At 51.0% G+C, this 18,421-nt stretch carries 18 protein-coding genes and 1 other annotated feature; of the genes, 1 reads left to right on the top strand and 17 read right to left on the bottom strand.

Annotated features, from left to right (window positions below; genetic code table 11):
• Window positions 1-31 precede the first annotated feature (31 nt).
• The 6 genes from pyrC to lspA form a co-directional block, all read right to left on the bottom strand.
• Window positions 32-1,321, bottom strand: coding sequence for a dihydroorotase (gene pyrC / locus H8B09_RS04700; RefSeq protein ID WP_191202277.1), 1,290 nt, complete (start codon window positions 1,319-1,321; stop codon window positions 32-34).
• Window positions 1,322-1,371: 50 nt separating this feature from the next.
• Window positions 1,372-2,271: an aspartate carbamoyltransferase catalytic subunit gene (locus tag H8B09_RS04695; RefSeq protein ID WP_191202276.1), complete on the bottom strand. Its 900-nt coding sequence runs from the start codon at window positions 2,269-2,271 to the stop codon at window positions 1,372-1,374.
• A 65-nt stretch (window positions 2,272-2,336) separates the two neighbouring features.
• Window positions 2,337-2,894, bottom strand: coding sequence for a bifunctional pyr operon transcriptional regulator/uracil phosphoribosyltransferase PyrR (gene pyrR / locus H8B09_RS04690; protein WP_191202275.1), 558 nt, complete (start codon window positions 2,892-2,894; stop codon window positions 2,337-2,339).
• Between the two features lie 459 nt (window positions 2,895-3,353).
• Window positions 3,354-4,589, bottom strand: coding sequence for an LL-diaminopimelate aminotransferase (locus tag H8B09_RS04685; RefSeq protein WP_191202274.1), 1,236 nt, complete (start codon window positions 4,587-4,589; stop codon window positions 3,354-3,356).
• Between the two features lie 134 nt (window positions 4,590-4,723).
• Window positions 4,724-5,731, bottom strand: a complete 1,008-nt coding sequence (locus H8B09_RS04680) for an RluA family pseudouridine synthase (protein WP_191202273.1) — start codon at window positions 5,729-5,731, stop codon at window positions 4,724-4,726.
• A 24-nt stretch (window positions 5,732-5,755) separates the two neighbouring features.
• Window positions 5,756-6,289: a signal peptidase II gene (gene lspA / locus H8B09_RS04675; RefSeq protein ID WP_224753254.1), complete on the bottom strand. Its 534-nt coding sequence runs from the start codon at window positions 6,287-6,289 to the stop codon at window positions 5,756-5,758.
• Between the two features lie 328 nt (window positions 6,290-6,617).
• On the opposite strand from lspA, the gene H8B09_RS04670 reads away from it, so the two are divergent.
• Window positions 6,618-7,379 carry a TraR/DksA C4-type zinc finger protein gene (locus H8B09_RS04670; RefSeq protein WP_318152534.1) on the top strand — a complete coding sequence of 254 codons (762 nt, stop codon included), beginning with the start codon at window positions 6,618-6,620 and terminating at the stop codon, window positions 7,377-7,379.
• Here H8B09_RS04670 and H8B09_RS04665 read toward each other — a convergent pair.
• From H8B09_RS04665 to H8B09_RS04615, 11 genes are all read right to left on the bottom strand, one after another.
• The gene (locus tag H8B09_RS04665; RefSeq protein WP_191202271.1) at window positions 7,376-7,717 is read right to left on the bottom strand and encodes a DUF5665 domain-containing protein; all 342 of its coding nucleotides are present in this window, start codon (window positions 7,715-7,717) and stop codon (window positions 7,376-7,378) included. The genes H8B09_RS04670 and H8B09_RS04665 overlap by 4 nt on opposite strands.
• Before the next feature lie 570 nt (window positions 7,718-8,287).
• On the bottom strand, window positions 8,288-11,383 hold the full coding sequence (gene ileS, locus H8B09_RS04660) for an isoleucine--tRNA ligase (RefSeq protein ID WP_191202270.1): 3,096 nt from the start codon (window positions 11,381-11,383) through the stop codon (window positions 8,288-8,290).
• A gap of 151 nt (window positions 11,384-11,534) precedes the next feature.
• Window positions 11,535-11,880: a binding site (T-box leader), on the bottom strand.
• Between the two features lie 91 nt (window positions 11,881-11,971).
• The gene (locus H8B09_RS04655) at window positions 11,972-12,460 is read right to left on the bottom strand and encodes a DivIVA domain-containing protein (protein WP_191202269.1); all 489 of its coding nucleotides are present in this window, start codon (window positions 12,458-12,460) and stop codon (window positions 11,972-11,974) included.
• Window positions 12,461-12,546: 86 nt separating this feature from the next.
• Window positions 12,547-13,332: a YlmH family RNA-binding protein gene (locus H8B09_RS04650; protein WP_191202268.1), complete on the bottom strand. Its 786-nt coding sequence runs from the start codon at window positions 13,330-13,332 to the stop codon at window positions 12,547-12,549.
• Between the two features lie 18 nt (window positions 13,333-13,350).
• Entirely contained in the window at window positions 13,351-13,620 is a 270-nt protein-coding gene (locus H8B09_RS04645; RefSeq protein ID WP_191202267.1) for a YggT family protein, read from the bottom strand.
• Between the two features lie 7 nt (window positions 13,621-13,627).
• On the bottom strand, window positions 13,628-14,098 hold the full coding sequence (locus H8B09_RS04640) for a cell division protein SepF (RefSeq protein WP_191202266.1): 471 nt from the start codon (window positions 14,096-14,098) through the stop codon (window positions 13,628-13,630).
• Window positions 14,099-14,101: 3 nt separating this feature from the next.
• Window positions 14,102-14,818 carry a YggS family pyridoxal phosphate-dependent enzyme gene (locus H8B09_RS04635; protein WP_318152532.1) on the bottom strand — a complete coding sequence of 239 codons (717 nt, stop codon included), beginning with the start codon at window positions 14,816-14,818 and terminating at the stop codon, window positions 14,102-14,104.
• Window positions 14,815-15,666 carry a peptidoglycan editing factor PgeF gene (gene pgeF, locus H8B09_RS04630; protein WP_191202264.1) on the bottom strand — a complete coding sequence of 284 codons (852 nt, stop codon included), beginning with the start codon at window positions 15,664-15,666 and terminating at the stop codon, window positions 14,815-14,817. Before pgeF ends, H8B09_RS04635 begins: the two co-directional genes overlap by 4 nt.
• A gap of 101 nt (window positions 15,667-15,767) precedes the next feature.
• Entirely contained in the window at window positions 15,768-16,049 is a 282-nt protein-coding gene (locus H8B09_RS04625) for a YlmC/YmxH family sporulation protein (protein WP_191202807.1), read from the bottom strand.
• 157 nt (window positions 16,050-16,206) lie between these two features.
• Window positions 16,207-16,989, bottom strand: coding sequence for an RNA polymerase sporulation sigma factor SigG (gene sigG / locus H8B09_RS04620; protein WP_191202263.1), 783 nt, complete (start codon window positions 16,987-16,989; stop codon window positions 16,207-16,209).
• Between the two features lie 198 nt (window positions 16,990-17,187).
• Complete coding sequence (locus H8B09_RS04615) at window positions 17,188-18,387, bottom strand: hypothetical protein (RefSeq protein WP_191202262.1); 1,200 nt, start codon at window positions 18,385-18,387, stop codon at window positions 17,188-17,190.
• Window positions 18,388-18,421: the final 34 nt, after the last annotated feature.

Here is an 18,421-nt window from a genome sequence, read left to right as displayed (position 1 = left end):
TCCTCAGAAGTTATATATTGTAGTGCCGTAATTACGCTTTGTTGTATACGACTTGACCGTTGTAGATCGTCGTCGTTGGCCAGCCGTACAGCTTCCAGCCGCCGAATGGCGTATTGTTGCTCTTCGACGAGAACGTCTCAGGGCGAACTTCGCGCTCGTTCTCGAGGTCAACGATCGTCAGGTCAGCTGGTGCGCCAGCTTCCAGACGGCCTGTTGGCAGTCTGAATACGCGTGCTGGATCCGACGTCATACGCTGGAGCAGGAAGCCAAGCGTCCATTTGCCCGTACGTACGAACTTCGTGTAGAGCAGCGGGAATGCTGTCTCGAAGCCTACGATGCCGAATGGCGCAAGCAGTGGTCCGCGTGCTTTCTCTTCTGCGCTGTGCGGCGCATGGTCGGTTACGAGGATGTCGATCGTCCCGTCTTCGAGACCTTCGATAACTGCTTGCACGTCGCGCGGCGTGCGGAGCGGCGGGTTCATTTTCCAATTCGCGTCATCTACGCCTGGAATGTCCTCGTCCGACAGCACGAGGTGATGCGGGCATACCTCTGCAGTGATATTCACGCCAATCGACTTCGCAAGACGGATCAGACGGACCGACTGCTCTGTGCTGACGTGGCAGACGTGGTAGTGAACGCCTGTTGCTTCGGACAGCAGTGCGTCGCGTCCAACATGGATGGCTTCCGATTCATTCGGAATGCCCTTGAGGCCATGCTTCTTCGCGAAGTTACCTTCCGACGCCCAAGCGCCTTCGACGAGCGAGTCGTCTTCGCAGTGTGCGATAACCGGCATGTCGAGCGACTTCGCGAGCGTCATTGCGTTCTTCATCATTTGCGCGTTCTGTACGCCTACGCCGTCATCCGTGAAGCCGATTGCGCCAGCCTCTTTCAATGCAGCGAAGTCCGTCAGTTCGCGTCCGAGCTCGTTCTTCGTGATTGCTGCGTAAGGCAGGACGCGTACTACGCCTTCCTTAGCTGCTTTATCAAGAATGTATTTCACGGTTTCAGCCGTGTCCGTTACCGGCCGCGTGTTCGGCATGCAAGCGATCGTTGTGAATCCGCCTGCAGCAGCCGAGCGCGTCCCTGTTGCTATGTCTTCTTTGTACTCGAAGCCTGGATCGCGAAGATGCACGTGCATATCGATGAAACCTGCGCTGATCAGCTTGCCTGCGGCGTCAATTACTTCTGCGCCAGTCGTATCCGGCGTCGCTGCGCCGTCCACGATTTCTGCAATTGCATTGCCCTCTACTCGAACGTGCTTGCTCTCTACAGTGCCTGCTGCTTCATTCCAAATCAGTCCGTTTAGTACCCAAAGTGTCATTCTTCGCTAACTCCCTTCATCGTTGCCGTTCATCTATGTTCACACTAGCTTTAGCTCAGTGCCCGCTCCATAACCGCCATTCGGATTGGTACGCCATTGGACATTTGCGGGAAAATGCGGGATTGCGGATGTTCGACTAACTCGCTGTCGATCTCGACGTCGCGATTCACTGGCGCCGGATGCATGATGATCGCATGCGATGCCAGTTGCTTCGCGCGTTCAATTGTTAATCCGTAGCCTTCGCGGTATGCCTCTGCCGAATTCATTACGCTGCCTGCATGACGTTCCAGTTGTACGCGAAGCATCATGACGACGTCTGCGCGGATTGCTTCGTCCATCGAGATATACGATGCGTCAAGGTCCGAAGCGCGCATGCTGTCCGGTGCGCAGAAGTTTACGTTCGCCCCGAACTTGCGGAGTGCCCACAGATTCGAACGAGCGACTCGGCTGTGCTGAATGTCACCGATAATCGAGACGTTCAAGCCTTTCAAGCTGCCGAACTGCTTGCGCATCGTGTACAGGTCGAGAAGTGCTTGTGTTGGATGCTCGTTATTGCCATCGCCCGCATTGATGAGCGGCACTTTGACATTCTCAGCGATCTCAGCCAGCATACCGATCGGCTTCAATCGGATGACTCCGGCGTCAATGCCCATCGATTCGAGTGTCTTGACCGTATCGTAGATCGATTCGCCTTTCTCAACGCTTGATGCTGCTGCTGCGAAGTTCATCACTTCTGCGCCGAGCCGCTTCTGCGCCATTTCGAAGGAGAAGCGCGTCCGTGTACTGTTCTCGAAGAACATGTTCGCCACGAATTTGCCTTGCAGTACCGGATTCAACTTAACCGCTTGCTGCTCCCAGTAGGCTGCTCGATCGAGTATCGACTCGATCTCTGCTGCATCCAGATCTTTCAGTCCAAGTAAGCTGCGTTGTTTCATTGCCGTTGTCGTCATTTGGGCGAAGCCTCCCTAGTCCATTTGTTAGCCGCATACGACCCGTGACCCTTGGTGCTTGTTCGTCAGCTTAAGTTGATGCTAATCGTTACTTTGTCATCTCCATCAACCTCAGCCAGCGACACTTCAATCTCTTCCTGCTTCGAGGTAGGAACGTTCTTACCGACAAAATCCGGTCGAATCGGAAGCTCTCGATGACCGCGGTCCACCAGCACTGCCAGCTGAATGACCTCCGGTCTTCCGCAATCCATGACGGCATCCATCGCAGCGCGAATTGTCCGTCCGGTATACAGCACATCGTCGAGCAGTAGAATGCGTCGTCCTTCAACGTTCAGTCCGCAGCCCTTCTCTCCATTACCCGCTGTACTGCGATCTCTAGCTGCTGATCTGCGGTCATCGCGGTATGCGGTAATGTCGAGGTCGATCACTTCAACCGGCTTGCCCTCGATTTCCTCGATCAGCATGGCCAGCCGCTCGGCGAGGTAGATACCTCTTGTCCGAATGCCTACCAACAGAACATTGTCTATGCCTTTGTTTCTCTCGACAATTTCATGCGCGATTCGAGTCAATGCGCGTCGGATCGCTGTCTCGTCCATTAGTATCCGGTGCTGTTCTACCGTCATGGAAGCCGCTTCCTCCTTCATCCTCATCAGGCGAGCGTGCACAAAAAAACTCCTTGCCCTACAGGCAAGGAGTCAGCTTGATAACTCGGTGCACTCACAGTGCAAACCGACGGCACCGGATTTAGGCCGCAGAGAAGACGCGCCCATAGAATCAGTGCTCGGTTCTGCCGTCTGTGGGCCGACCGAGAAATATGTTATCACGCTACCTTGCCAGCCTCTCTGGGCTGATTTAAAGGTACTGCTTTATCGAAAGAAATTATCCCACATTCGACACCAACTGTCAAGGCTCTCAGTAGCTTTTCCGCCCTTTTGTTATCAGGTTTGTTGTCATTATTATGGGTGCTGCAAACAGGTATTACTCAGACTGCCCCGAGATGGTTATTGGAGTTGCTGGCTGATTATGTTGTGAGCCATCAAAAAACGCCACCATCCCAAGGAATGGTGGCGTTCCGCTAACAATTACAGTTTCAACTTCTGGATGCGCTCTACAGCGCGCTCCGTATTCTCGCGGCTGCCGAACGCCGTGAGGCGCAGGTAACCTTGACCGCTTTGGCCGAAGCCTACGCCCGGCGTGCCCACAATGTTCGCTTCGGACAACAAGCGATCGAAGAACGACCACGAGTCAACGCCGTTCGGCGTCTGGAGCCAAATGTATGGCGCGTTCACACCGCCGTACACTTCCAGACCGATCGATTTCATGCCTTCACGAATGATGCTTGCGTTCGTCATGTAATAATCGATGATCGATTTGACTTGTTCTTTGCCTTCTGGCGTATAGATCGCTGCAGCGCCACGCTGCGTAACGTACGACACACCGTTGAACTTCGTTGTGTGGCGGCGGTTCCACAGGTCGTTGACAAGCAGCTCGTTGCCGTCTTTGTCGTAGCCTTTCAGCTCACGAGGAACGACCGTGTATGCACAACGAATACCCGTAAAGCCAGCCGTCTTCGAGAAGCTGCGGAACTCGATCGCAACTTCGCGAGCACCTTCTACTTCATAGATGCTGCGCGGCACATCCGACTCTTGGATGAATGCTTCATATGCGGAGTCAAACAGGATGATGCATTTGTTCGCTTTCGCATAGTCGACCCATACCTTCAACTCTTCCTTCGACAGCGTCATCCCTGTTGGGTTGTTCGGATAGCACAGATAGATGATGTCAACTTTACGCTTAGGAAGCGCAGGCTTAAAGTTGTTGGCCGCATTGCACTCCAAGTACTCGATATTGTCATAACGGTTCGTCTCACGGTTGAACTTGCCGGAGCGGCCAGCCATTACGTTCGTATCGACATAAACCGGATATACCGGGTCTTGAACCGCGACAATTGCATCTTGGCTGAAAATTTCTTGGATGTTGCCGACGTCGCATTTCGATCCGTCGCTCAGGAATACTTCATTCAACTGAATGTCGACACCACGCGACTTATAGTCATTCTCGATAATCGCTTGCGTAAGAAAATCATAGCCTTGCTCCGGGCCATAGCCGCGGAACGTTCCCGGCTGCGCCATCTCATCGACGGCTGCATGCATCGCTTGCACGACAGCAGCAGGAAGTCCTCGCGTTACGTCACCAATACCGAGGCTAATAATGTCGGCGTTCGGATTCTCTTGCACAAATTTCGTACGGCGTTTCGCTACCTCAGAGAACAAATAGCTGCCCTGAAGCTCCAAATAGTGCTGATTCATCTGCGTCATTGCTCGATCACCTTTCCGTGACAGGGCGCGGGAGCAGCGCTCCCGAACCGCGTATATTCATGTTAACAGCATAGCTCATCCTATACGTCGACTAAAATATACGAATGCGCAAAAAATTTGTACTATTTCACGGCTTATCGTTGACGTAAACTGTGCAGCACATGAGCCATATCATCTGGAATCGGTGCTTCGAACTGCAAGAACTCGCCTGTTCTCGGGTGTTCGAAGCCGAGAATCGCTGCATGAAGCGCTTGCCCCTTAAGATCTACGGTCTTGCTGCGTCCGTACATTGGATCGCCTGCCAACGGATGTCCGATATACTTCATGTGCACGCGAATTTGATGCGTACGACCTGTTTCGAGCTGCAGCTCAAGCAAAGTGTAATCCTCGCCCAAACGTTCGATCACATTGAAATGCGTTACAGCATGCCGGCTATTCTTCTCCGTAACGGTAAACATCTTACGATCCCGCTCATCTCTGCCGATTGGCGCATCGATTGTACCTCGTTCATGCGGCACTTTGCCATGCACGAGTGCAATATACTTGCGAGTGACCGTGTGATCTTTCAACTGTGCGGATAGCGAAGCATGCGCGGTATCGTTCTTGGCTGCCATCAACAGACCTGACGTATCTTTATCGATACGATGCACAATGCCCGGACGGATCGAACCGTTAATGCCCGACAGATCTTTGCAATGGTACAGCAGTGCGTTAACAACCGTACCCGATGAGTGCCCCGGCGCAGGATGAACGACGAGCCCACGAGGCTTGTTGATAACGATAACATCGCTATCCTCATACACGACCTCCAGCGGAATCTGCTCTGCAACAATCTCCGCCGGCTGCGCTTCAGGCACGTTAACCGTAACAACATCGCCGATCTCCAGACGGTGTTTCGATTTCATTTCTTTACCGTTTACTAGCACAGCGCCAGCTTTAATCCAGTCTTGAATTTGTGTCCGTGACACCGCTTCGTCATCGATAGCTTCTGCTACGAATTTGTCCAGACGTTCGCCGACAGCTGTCTCGTCGATTTCCCACTCTAGAGAGGTGCCGTCATCCGAAGCATCGTCCTCGTCATCTAATTCATATACATATTCAATTTCGATCTCTTCTTGATCGTTATTCCAATTTTGCTCCATTATGCTCTATCTTTCCTTCCACACCTATTCTTGCGGCTGTTTCGGTTCCGAATACGACGCTGCAATTGCCTTGTCCACATAAGTTCGTTTCTCCGCTCTTGAAGCAAGCAGCGAATCCAGAACAATCAGACCAACACCAATGCAGATTGCTGTATCAGCCAGGTTAAAAATCGCGAATGTATAGCTTCCGAACGTAAATTGCAGGAAATCGACTACCTCGCCTGATTTTGCACGATCGATGAAGTTGCCAAGAGCGCCTCCAAGCACAAGCGCCAGTCCAGTAAGCAGAAGCGCTCTGCCCTGTCTACGGGTTAGAAAGCTCATATATCCTACAATTCCAACCGTGATGATGATCGTAATAATGAGAAAGAATACACGCTGATTCTCAAGAAGACTGAACGCTGCACCCGTATTCCGGAACGAAGTGATAACGAAGAAATCTCCGATTACCCGTACCTGCTCATACAGATCTAGCTCCTTGACGATAACCTTCTTGGATATGTAGTCCACCGCAAACGTAATACCACTAATTACAAGATAAAACAATAAACGCAGCATCGTTTCCCTCCTAAAAAGCAATTTGCGTTACTTTCCGAAATCATCTTCCTGCTTGCAAATCGCTGGCTTCGTAAGCATATGCATGACAGTCCAATCTATTGTAGCATAAACCGTGCAGAAGCGACCATATCCTCCAAGGACGAAGGTCCTGCTGCGATCATGCAGAACTATCCATAACAGGCTTCAACCCCCGCCCCCCATCCTTGCTAAAATGTCGCTTCTCCGCTCACCCTATAGGTATTGCCGCCGCATCCGAAAAGCGTGGAAAAGCATAATCGCTTGTTCAAAAAGTCGGTTTTCAACTTCTTGAACAACCTCTATAAGGAAGGTGCTGACATTGACGACACTGAATGAGCAGCAAATCGCCCAGTTTCGAAGTCGACTAATCGAAATGAGTCGATCAATCAAGCAATCGCAGCATGACAGCGAAGAAGGTGGCTTGGCAAACTCGCTGAAGGATGAGACAGGCGAGTTGTCTCCGATCGACAACCATCCGGGCGACGTTGCAACTGAAATGTTTGAGCGAAGCAAGGATCTAGCGATCCATGAGCTGCTGGATTTTCATCTTGAACGAATCGATGCTGCACTCGTTGCTATCGACAATGGCACATACGGCAAGTGCATAACATGCGGTCAAGCCATTCCGATTGAACGGCTGGAGGCACTCCCAGATTCGCTATACTGTACTCAGCATGCGCCACGACAGGAGTTGTCCAATCGCCGTCCAGCCGAAGAAGACTTCCTGCAGCCTGCCTTCGGCCGAAGCCGCCGCGAGGAGGATGGCTATGTCGAATTCGATGGCGAGGATGCTTGGCAGATCGTCGAGCATTATGGCAACTCGAACTCGCCTGCCATGTCCGAAAACCGTGAAGTCGACTCCTATAACGAAATGTATACGGAAGCTGACGAGAACGAAGGGTTCGTCGAGACAATCGAAAGCTTCTTGGCTACCGATATTACAGGACGCGTCGTCTCCGTCGTCCGCAACCGCCAATACCATGAGTATATGTCGCATGGCGAGGGCGACGATGAACTGTCTTTCAATTCTAACGATAAGGATGAAGGTTCGTACGACGGCAGCACCTTTTAATACATTTTACCTTCCAGCTGTGCTTGAACGACTCTAACCAAATCAGCTACGAAATCGCCAATAATCGGAAGGTTTAATGCACCAAGCAACCGCAGCACATAGAGGATGGTCGCGGCGAACACGGTAAAGCCAAGCGCGATGCCAACGCCGCGTGCTGTCCCGGACAAGAAATTGCGCCAGATGAGCCGAAACGGTCGATTTAGCAGCTCGATGTAGTCGCGTATTTGGGCACGCTCCATATCTTTGGCTACCTGATGCAGCTGCCGGTCTACTGCATTCAATGAAGCCCGAAGAGCAGATATCTCTTTCTCATCGGCATCTTTTGTTATGGATACCATAATGACGGCCCATCCTCTCGGTGAAAGATAGGGGCGCAGCGCCCCTTTACCCCTTTTTCGTAAAATTACTTTAAATTCTTTGTTGAAAAAACTTTACTGAAAGCTTTCTACCCACCCAAACCCTCCCTGCAAGGGAGGGCCCCATGGGACTCCCGTCCCCTGGACCCCGGAAGTTGCTGTTGGCGGGACAGGGGCGTGGATAAGTTACTGCGTGCGTGGAGTCGTGTGCCCTGTGGGCACAACTTTTGTTCGTGCTGATTAGAGCCTTACCCCTGTGGGGCACAACTTTTGTTCGAGCCTCTCTCTAACCACCCACACCCTCTCCCCGCAAAGGAGGCGCTTTGGACCCCGGAATGGATGTGGGATTGACCAAGGCGTGGATCAGTTAATGCGCGCGTGGAGTAGTGTACCCCTGTGGGGCACAACTTCTGTTCGTGCGATGCTCTAAATAATTAAGTTCTCCTAGAAACCGGAAACTTATAAGTTCCTAATAACAACACCGAGCGCAAGCTTGATGAGTAACCATCAAGTTTGCGCTCGTTTTTTGGTTTGGTGCTATTTAGATTGTCCTTATTTCAGGATTTGAATTCCAACGGTCTTGCCGCCGAGCTCGACACGTTCCATATGTTCGGCTGAACCGAACGATACGGTGTTCACGAGTACGTTCTCGCGCAGGACGTTATCGAATGCTTGAAGCGCTGCTTGCAGCTCTGCATCGACTTCGAGTACGAGATCGATACGCTTCTCGATCGGCAGATCCAGCTTTTTACGCGTATCCTGTACAGCGCGAATGACTTCGCGGACCCAGCCCTCTTGTTCAAGCTCAGGCGTAATATCTGTGTTGAGTGCAACCGTCAGCGAGTAACCCGATGCCGATGCGAAGCCAGCTTTCGCCTGCTTCTCGACAAGCAGCTCATCAACGGTGATAGCGATCGATTCGCCTTCTGCTGTCGTGAATGTCAGACCGCCGCTTTGAACCGCCGCACGTGTTTGCTCTGCTGCCAGTTCCTTCAGATAACCTTGGATTGGACCAACGTTCTTGCCGAACTTCTTGCCTGCTACTTTCAGGTTCAGCTTAAGCGTGAAATCAACGAATCCGCTGTCGCTGTTCTCGATAACGATCGTCTTCACGTTGATTTCATCTTTGATGATATCTTCATATGCCGCTACATCGAAGTCGCGGTCAAGCGATACGATCAACTCGGACAGCGGCTGACGCGTCTTGATGCCCGTTTCGTTACGCACGTTGCGTGCCAGCTCAACGATTTGACGTGCCGTCTCCATGTCGCGCTCCAGCGCTTCATCGATAGCCGACTCATCTGCCGTTGGGAAGTCACCCAGGTGAACGCTGCCTTCGCCTCCGAGGTTGCCGTATACGTCGTCAGCAAGCAGCGGAGCGTACGGCGCGATCAGGCGCGACAGCGTGATCAGAACGTGGCGCAATGTACCGTATGCAGCCAGTTTGTCTTCCGTCAGGCCGCTTCCCCAGAAACGGTCACGCGAACGACGGATGTACCAGTTGCTGAGCTCGTCAACGAATGCCTCGATTCCTTTGGCAGGATTAAGGAAGTCATTCGCATCAAGACCTTTCACCACTTGCGTGATCAGACTGTTCAGACGCGAAACGATCCACCGATCCAGCTTAGCCGCAGACGGTTTGTACGGATGCTCGGCTGGGTTATAGCCATCGATCGTAGCATACAGCGCGAAGAATGCGTGCGTGTTAACGATCGTGTCGATCACTTTCGATTTCGCTTCGGCTACGATGCCGCGCGAGAAACGTTTGCTGTTCCATGGTGCGCTATCTGCGAGCAATGCCCAACGGAATGCGTCCGTGCCGAACTCGTTGATGATTTCCCAAGGATCGATAACATTGCCCTTCGACTTGGACATCTTCTGGCCGTTCTCGTCGAGGATATGGCCTGTCGAGATTACCGCTTTGTAAGGCGCTTTGCCGTTGAACAGCGTCGATACTGCGAGCAGCGAGAAGAACCAGCCGCGTGTTTGGTCGATGCCTTCGCAGATAATATCTGCTGGGTATTGATCTGCAAACTTCGATTCGTCGCTGAACGGATAGTGCTGCTGCGCGAATGGCATCGAACCGCTGTCGAACCACACGTCGATGACTTCAGACGTACGCGTCATAACGGCGCCTTCCGCAAACGGCGATTTCAGCTTGATTTCATCCACGTAAGGCTTGTGAAGCTCGATATCCTCCGGCACAAAATCAACCGCGCGCTCACGCAGGTCAGCGATGCTGCTCGGTGCATATTCTTTGCCCGTCGCTTCGCACACCCATACGTTAAGCGGCGTGCCCCAATAACGGTTACGGCTGATGTTCCAGTCGACCAAGTCCTCCAGGAACTTACCGAAGCGGCCTTCACGAATGTGACCTGGATACCAATCTACTTCACTGTTGTTCGCGATCAGCTGATCTTTGACAGCTGTCGTCTCGATGAACCAGCTCTCTGTTGCATAGTAGAGCAATGGCGATTTGCAGCGCCAGCAGAATGGATAGCTGTGCTCGTATTTCTCTTTGCTGAACAACAGTCCGCGTTCGCTGAGCATTTTGACAATATCAATATCGCAATCTTTAACGAAACGGCCCGCAAGGTCCGTCACTTCATCTACATAGCGGCCTGCGTTGTTCACAACACTCAGCATGCTGATGCCGTTGGCACGCGCTGCCTTATAGTCATCATCACCATGCGCTGGCGCGATGTGAACGATACCCGTACCGCTCGAATCGCTGACGAAGTCTGCACCGATAACAACATGGCCTTTCTCAATCGCAACGTAACGGAACGGAGGTTCATAGCTCTTGCCAACAAGGTCTGCGCCTTTCACCGAACCAACGATCTCGTATTCGCTATCTTTAAACACGGATTCAACAAGCGCTTGTGCAACAACGTACGTTTCTTCTCCGCGTTTCACTTTCGCATAATCGAGAGAAGGATTCACAGCGAGCGCAACGTTCGCTGGGAGCGTCCATGGCGTCGTCGTCCATGCAAGCACGAACTCGTTCGAGTCTGCAAGCTTGAACTTCACAGTAGCACTCAGATCTTTAACATCCTCATAGCCTTGAGCAACCTCATGCGAGCTGAGCGTCGTCTGGCAGCAAGGACAGTATGGGCTTACGCGGTGACCGCGGTACAACAGCCCTTTCTTATGAATCGTAGATAAGATATGCCATACACTCTCGATGTAATTGTTGTCGAGCGTAATATACGGATTATCCATGTCCGTCCAGTAAGCGATAGCTTCCGTCAGTTCTCGCCATTGCTTCTCGTATTCGAAGACGCTCGCTTTACATTTCTTGATGAACGCTTCTACACCGTAGTTCTCGATCTCTTGTTTGCCGGAAATGCCCAACTGCTTCTCAACGCCCAGCTCAACTGGCAAACCGTGCGTATCCCAGCCTGCTTTACGAACGACACGGTAACCCGACATCGTCTTGTAGCGGCAAATAAAGTCTTTGATTACGCGGCCAAGCACGTGACCGATATGCGGAGCGCCGTTAGCTGTTGGAGGTCCTTCATAGAATACGAAGTTCGGTTTGCCCTCTCGGTTCGTAATCGATTTCTTGAATGTTTCCTCTGTTCTCCACTGTTCTAGAACGCGAAGCTCGCGGCTCCGCGCGCGTTCTTTGACGTCTACGCGTTGCATCGTTGTCAGTCCCCTTTCATTGTGAACACATCATGAGAAAAATTATATCAAGGCTGCTCGAGAATGAGCGACCTCGTTTAAAAGGTTGGTTCTACCGCCAATCGAAAGCGTGAACTTAACATTCGATTAAAAACAAAAAAGACCCGCCCCAATAAGGGACGAGTCATTGCTCGCGATACCACCCTCGTTCCATTCATTCTTCCGCATGAGCGGTCCAACGTTACAGCGCATAGCTGCAGCGAGGCATGAATGGCACCTCTGTCACGAACGGGCTCCTTCAGTGGAGCTTGCGTCCGAGTTCCCTGTAACGGAGGACATCCGTCAGCGCTTACTGCTGCAAGTCCGATGTTATCGCATGAAGCGATAATCGGGCTGTGCAATTTCTGCACTGCTTCTCGGAGAGGATATTCCGATGCATACCGAACGCCGGCTTTCAGCAATTGCCGGCTCTCTGGGGAACGGAAACGCAGCGTACTTGTTCTCGTCAACGAAGTTCACTTTCATTCATAATATAACTAGTTATAGCGCAGCGTGCCGAAATTGTCAAATTCGGCACGCTGCATAGTGTTCCTATTAGACAACAGCTGGCTACAGACGCTCCTGTGCTGCTGCAGCGTTCGACTCCAGCGCTTCCCAGCCGTCTTGGCTGAGCAGCTCCAGCTGCGCTTCGACGAGCGTGCGGAACCGTGCACGATAGATCGAAGCTTGTTTCTTGAGCTCTTCGACTTCAAGAGCTACCTTACGCGATTTGGACAACGCTTCGTTGATGATCCGATCAGCGTTCTTCTCTGATTCCTTCACAATCAGCTGCGCTTCTTTCTTCGCATTCGTCTTCACTTCATCGGCAGCTTCCTGCGCGATAATAATCGTCTTGCTGAGCGTCTCTTCAATGTTAGTGAAGTGATTCAGCTTCTCTTGCAGGCCAAGCAGCTGATTCTGCATTTCTTTGTTCTCGCGAATTAACGACTCATAATCTTTGATGACCTGATCCAGGAATTCATTAACTTCATCCTCATCGTAACCGCGAAGTCTTCTTCCAAACTCCTTATTATGTATGTCCAATGGCGTTAGCGGCATTGGCGCACCTCCTAATGGATATGACGGAATCTGTGTTGAACGTAATCAATCTTGTTCGACAGCACCGTCCAAAATCCTGCATCAGATCAAATATATTTCCCGATCAGCACGCGAACTCTGCCTTTTTTTGTCATTCCTTCAATGTCCAGTACTTTGAAGCGGCCAAGCCCCTTCATCGAAATAACGTCGCCAGCCTTCAGCGCCGCAGAAGGGTCTTCCACGACCTTCCAGTTGACGCGGCATCTGCCAGCTCGTATAGGATCGACTATTCGTGCTCGACTAATTCGGAATGCATCGCTGCTAATTCCATCAAGACGCAGAGAAGCCACCGAAAGGCTCACTTCCTCCAGCTTCGGCACAACGACGCGAAGCGCTGATAAAGGTATCAGCTCTGTCAGGACATGAACCCGGTGGACTTGACGCAAATGAATATTGACATAGTCAGCAATCTCTTCCGTGACGAGACAATGACAGCCATCCTCGTGCACATGAACGTCGCCGATCAAATCTCTTTTCACGCCAAGCCCGAGCAGCGCCCCGAGATAGTCCCCGTGGTCCAGCTCCAAATGGCCTTGCGAATCGGCAGTAACTGCGATTGCCTGCACACCCATCGGCTCATCGTCGAGATAGGCATAATCCGGCGCAATGATCGCCCGCATTCGTTCGGCATGCGGATCGCCGCCTTCGAATCGAACCTCGACATGACCATTGCGATTTGCAAGCGATCGTACGATCTCAATCTGCCTAGGGTCTAGAAAATCAGTTCGTTTCCACTCATGCCGCTCTGCGGCCCGCTCGATCCACTCATCCACCCGATCTACGAATGAACGCTCGTCCGGGTGGAAATGGTCATAAATATTGCCCTTCGCCATCGATCATATACCTGCTTCTTAAAGGAATAGATCTAGTACGAAAATAATTCCGTACGCGATGAAGTTCAACGCTAATACCGCAATAAATGGAGAGATGTCGAGCATGCCGCCGATTGGTGGAATGAATCTGCGGAAGACGGACAAGTACGGCTCTACAATTTTGCCAAGAAGCTGGCCGATGAAGCTGTCACGTGCATTCGGAAGCCACGATAACAACACGTAGCCGATAATAAGAAATGTATATATGTCCTCAAGTCTGAACACATACCAACTAAGTGTGCTTAGCAAATCAAGGTCACCTCATTCGTTTGTAATCCTGTTCGTCCACTAGCAGCTCGGAGATGGTACCTTGAATTTCCACGTTCTCTGGCGCACAGAAGAAAATGCCTGGTCCGATACGGTTCATCGTTCCGCTGACCGCATAAAGCGTGCCAAGAAGGAAGTCAAAAATCCGTTTCGCAACATCGCTTGGCACACGCTGCAGGTTGACAACAACGCCGCGGCGGGCACGAAGATGATCGGCGATTTCCTGCGCTTCTTCGAATGAACGTGGTTCGTTCAACACAACCCGAACATTCTTCTGCGAGTGGATGCTCACAATATTGGAGTTCTTTGATTGTTTACGTGCTTCGAAAGGCGAGGTTTCAAAATCATTCTCGTGTTCCTCAGCATGCTGTTGCTGCGGCTGTGCTACTTTCTCGTGTTCAATGATTTCTTCCTCATCTTGCAGACCGAAAAAATTCATGAAACGATTCATTACACTCATTACTTATGCCTCCTCTTTCCCCACTAGTATCGTACCAAGACGTACCCAGGTTGCTCCTTCTTCAATTGCCACTGTAAAATCGTTGGACATGCCCATCGAGAGCTCGGTCAACGGCTGCTCCACAATGCCAAGTTCATTGAGTTGATCGCGCAACTGCCTCAGCGCTCGGAATACAGGTCTCGTCTCTTCCGCTTCTGCCTCGAAAGGCGCCATAGTCATCAGGCCAATCGGCCGAATGGACCGAAGCTGGCTTAACTCGCGTAGAAACGCCGGTACTTCGTCCGGCTCCAATCCCTGCTTGCTTTCCTCTCCTGATACGTTGACTTGAATGAAGCAAGGAACGATGATGCCAAGCTTGTCTGCTCGATCTGCGATGGCTTGCGCCAGCGACAGCCTGTCCAGTGAATGAATGTATGTAAACTTGCCGATGACGTCCTTCACTTTGTTCGTCTGAAGCGAACCGATATAATGCCATACCGGCGCTTCCGACTGCGGCAGTTCCTGCAGCGCTTCCCACTTAGACTTGGCGTTCTGCCAGCGGTTCTCCCCTAACTGACGAACCCCATGTGCGACTACGTCACGCACGCTGTCGAGCGATACATACTTTGTTACAGCGACGACGTTCACTTCATCACGGCTGCGCCCACTGCGCTCACATGCTGCCTGAATTAATTGTTCCACATCTTGTATCCGTTCTGTTAACGTCGACAAGAGGTTCACCTCTTCTCCATGCCAATCCAGCTTGCCATTCGGCCTGTTGCACCTTTCTCCGCTCGATGCGAGAACAGCAGGTCTGTCCGACAACTGGTACACCATGTTGATATTTCGATATGAGTCGGCAAAATTCCTGCTTTTATCATAATCTGTCGGTTGATTTCTTTCAAGTCGAGCATCGCCTTGCCGTCTTGCGTCCGGCGAATCATCGAATCAACTGCCGTTAAATTCGCAAAACTGCTGCACAGCTCCTCCATCCGACCGATGACAGGACCGTCCACCTCATAACAACACCCGCCAATAGCAGGCCCGATCGCGCCTCGCAGCTGCGATGGGTTGGTCCCGAATGCCTTCTTCATCGCTTCTACCGTCCGACACGCGATCTCAGCAGCTGTTCCTTTCCATCCGGCATGCGCCAGTCCAACGGCCTCATGAACGGGATCGTAGAAGTACAGGGGTACGCAATCTGCATAAAAGGATGCTAAGAGCACGCCGCGAACATTCGTTATCAGCGCATCCGTATCCTGCAGCGCCGAATGCCGCGAATCCCGGCCTTTGCCCATATCGTCAACTGTTACAATATGCACGTTGTCGCTGTGCACCTGTTCCGCACATGTAAAGGCCTCGAATGGCCAGCCAATCGCTTCGGACAGAAGCTGCCGGTTTCTCACAACATCCTCATTGCGGTCACCGACATGCAGCCCCATATTCAACGACGACCAGCAGCCCGTGCTAACGCCGCCAATTCTCGTCGTGAAGCCAGCCGTAATACCGGCATCTGTATTCTCCCAAGCTTCAAGCCGCATGAGCGATGCACCCGCCTGCTTAGCCTGATCCCATACAAATGATTCCATTCGTACCACCTCTTTATGTCTATTCAGTTCAGTTTACCATAGGGCAGTACGACGGAACAGAAAAAAGAGAGCCCGGCGCACGTCAAGCGCCCCGGCTCTCCTTACATTCGCACCTGTGTTTCTTCCTCCTCCGTCTTATAAGCAGCCTTCGCTTCATCAAGACGAACGAGCACAACATCAGCGCCAATCTTTACGATGTTCCGCCACGGAATGATAATGTCGGTGCCGCCGCCGAACATGCCGAAAAATCGGGTGAACGTCGGCACGACGATCGAATCGATGCGGCCCTGACGAAGATCAAGCTCCAGATCGCTTACTTGACCCAGCTTCTTCCCGTCCACGATGTTGATGACATCCTTGGTCTGAAAGTCAGAAATTTTCAAGCCGCTCACCGCTTTCTGCGCCAAGATGGTAGGCCAATGCCCATGAACTCCTGTTATTACTATATGACCATCCTGTCTAAAATGTCCTACCTGCGCAAAAAAACGGCGCAGCCAGCGCTTCGCCGTTTCGTAAGCTTTGAACGAGATCGTGGATCAATCAGGTTTTGACATGCTTCTGCATCTGCTGAATGGCGGACTTCTCCAGACGGGATACTTGCGCCTGAGAAATGCCGATCTCATCTGCCACTTCCATCTGGGTCTTGCCTTCAAAGAAGCGCATGGACAATATCATTTTCTCGCGCTCATTAAGCTTGTGCATCGCTTCGCGGAGCGCAATTTCCTCAATCCATGAGATATCCTTGTTCTTATCATCGCTAATCTGATCCATCACGTAGATCGGATCGCCGCCATCATGATAGATCGGCTCGAATAGCGAGACCGGATCTTGGATAGCGTCAAGAGCAAAGACGACGTCCTCCTTCGGCACGCCGAGCACTTCTGAAATTTCGAAGATCGTTGGCTCTCGCGAATTCTGGTTCGTTAAGCTGTCGCGTACTTGCAGCGCTTTATAAGCAATGTCTCGAAGGCTGCGCGATACGCGAATCGGATTGTTGTCACGCAAGTAACGGCGAATTTCACCGATGATCATCGGTACGGCATAAGTACTGAATTTGACATTCTGGCTTAAGTCGAAATTATCGATCGCCTTCATCAGGCCGATGCAGCCGACCTGGAACAGGTCGTCGACATATTCGCCACGGTTATTAAACCGCTGAATGACGCTGAGGACGAGCCTCAGATTGCCGTTCACCAATTTCTCTCTTGCTGCCCGTTCGTTACGCGTTTGCAGCGCTGTAAACAGCTCCCGCATTTCCACATTCGTCAGGACAGGCAGTTTACTGGTATCCACACCACAGATCTCGACTTTGTTTCGGGTCAACGTGATTACCTCCCAAGGAGAAACATTAATGTTCATTATCTCCCCGCCCCCCCGAAATATTCCTGCCCCCGACACAGTTCGACACGCCTTGTGAAAACGTTGTCGCCTAAGCGGCTGTTGAGATGAAAGCGCTGTACCATTGCAAGAAAAAAAGAAAACAAGCTCTCGGTCCAGATGACCAGAGAGCTTGCTTTTGGATTAGAATCCTAGTGAGAGATGGCGAAGCTTTTTTTGCTGATCCTCTTCGCTTCCATCTGTCTGAACCTCGCCACGATAAGTGAGATTGCCCGTTGCGACATCAACAATTGCGATGCCGCGTATATACGAATTTGCTTTATCAAGCCTGTACAGGATTTGGGCGGTATGATCATCATAAGGACGAACATCGGTATCATCCAAAACTCCCCATGCACGCGAATTAACTTTCCAAGAATTCACTAATGGATCCCCAACTTGACTTAAATCATAAGCTTCGAAGTAAACGACACCGTCTTTAACCATGAATCGTTCGATCTGTGTACCAACAAGATTCATGCTGTCTGTTCTAAAATCCCTATTACTCTTAAGCGCAATTGGCCGTATTGAATCATTTGCAAAGCTATACACATAGTAATTTGGGATTGAATTTGAGTCAGATTTATCTTGCACATCATCTTCAATGATTGCGATTTCGTTATTGAAAGAAACAATTTGGGTGCTATGAAGAGTATCGGGTTCATTTCCAGGCAAATCTGCCGTCATGTCCGTTTCCTTCGTAATCGATTGCTCTTTCAAATCAATGTCGAGGCGAATAAGCTTGGAAATCCGATTGACTTGATTTTTGTCCCCGAACTTGAAGTCTTCATAACGTGCCATATATACACTTATACTCGAAGCATCCACGCCACGAATCATTATTGTATTCCAATAAGCAGTCCCATCGCGTTGTGGCAATTCCAGCTTGAAATAAAAGTCCTCATTCGTTTCTTTATTAAGAGCCCCCACCGCAAGCCCCCAACGTCCATCGACCTGATTGCTGTATGCATAACCGAGCATAGTCGGCTGATCAACGAATAATCCGAAAGGATATTTACCTTTCATAAATCGGCGCTTTTGCTTTGTGTCACCAAACTTCTTGTATACCTCATCATCCCCTGCAAACCACTGAAAATGATACCGACTGTCTTTATAGGATGTCTTCTGTTGACCAATCTTCATAGACGTAGAAACTGAGCCCGAGTCTGTATAGTTATAATATCCTTGGACAGCAAGATTGTTCCCTAATGATGCATCACCCTCAACAGCAACGAGCTTAAAATTGGGTCTGCCGTTATTTTTCCAGCCTGATGCCGCATACATCCCGACTCCCACGATGACAAATACTATGACTGCAAACGCCATGCCATACTTTTTAAACAATGATAAGCCTCCTCTCAAACCGCACCGCAGATGC

The organism is Paenibacillus terricola (assembly GCF_014779765.1).
Classification (GTDB): domain Bacteria; phylum Bacillota; class Bacilli; order Paenibacillales; family Paenibacillaceae; genus Paenibacillus_T; species Paenibacillus_T terricola.
The sequence above is the reverse complement of the archived record's forward strand: the minus strand, read 5'-3'. Positions and strand labels throughout refer to the sequence as shown.

What these genes read in the sequence shown, in the direction of transcription:
- H8B09_RS04650 (WP_191202268.1), bottom strand. Translation starts at nt 13,332, where the DNA reads ATGGCGAAGGGCAATATTTATGACCATTTCCACCCGGACGAGCGTTCA.
- pyrR (WP_191202275.1), bottom strand. Translation starts at nt 2,894, where the DNA reads ATGACGGTAGAACAGCACCGGATACTAATGGACGAGACAGCGATCCGA.
- pyrC (WP_191202277.1), bottom strand. Translation starts at nt 1,321, where the DNA reads ATGACACTTTGGGTACTAAACGGACTGATTTGGAATGAAGCAGCAGGC.
- H8B09_RS04695 (WP_191202276.1), bottom strand. Translation starts at nt 2,271, where the DNA reads ATGACGACAACGGCAATGAAACAACGCAGCTTACTTGGACTGAAAGAT.
- H8B09_RS04685 (WP_191202274.1), bottom strand. Translation starts at nt 4,589, where the DNA reads ATGACGCAGATGAATCAGCACTATTTGGAGCTTCAGGGCAGCTATTTG.
- H8B09_RS04655 (WP_191202269.1), bottom strand. Translation starts at nt 12,460, where the DNA reads ATGCCGCTAACGCCATTGGACATACATAATAAGGAGTTTGGAAGAAGA.
- H8B09_RS04680 (WP_191202273.1), bottom strand. Translation starts at nt 5,731, where the DNA reads ATGGAGCAAAATTGGAATAACGATCAAGAAGAGATCGAAATTGAATAT.
- ileS (WP_191202270.1), bottom strand. Translation starts at nt 11,383, where the DNA reads ATGCAACGCGTAGACGTCAAAGAACGCGCGCGGAGCCGCGAGCTTCGC.
- lspA (WP_224753254.1), bottom strand. Translation starts at nt 6,289, where the DNA reads ATGCTGCGTTTATTGTTTTATCTTGTAATTAGTGGTATTACGTTTGCG.
- pgeF (WP_191202264.1), bottom strand. Translation starts at nt 15,666, where the DNA reads ATGGAATCATTTGTATGGGATCAGGCTAAGCAGGCGGGTGCATCGCTC.
- H8B09_RS04665 (WP_191202271.1), bottom strand. Translation starts at nt 7,717, where the DNA reads ATGGTATCCATAACAAAAGATGCCGATGAGAAAGAGATATCTGCTCTT.
- H8B09_RS04640 (WP_191202266.1), bottom strand. Translation starts at nt 14,098, where the DNA reads ATGAGTGTAATGAATCGTTTCATGAATTTTTTCGGTCTGCAAGATGAG.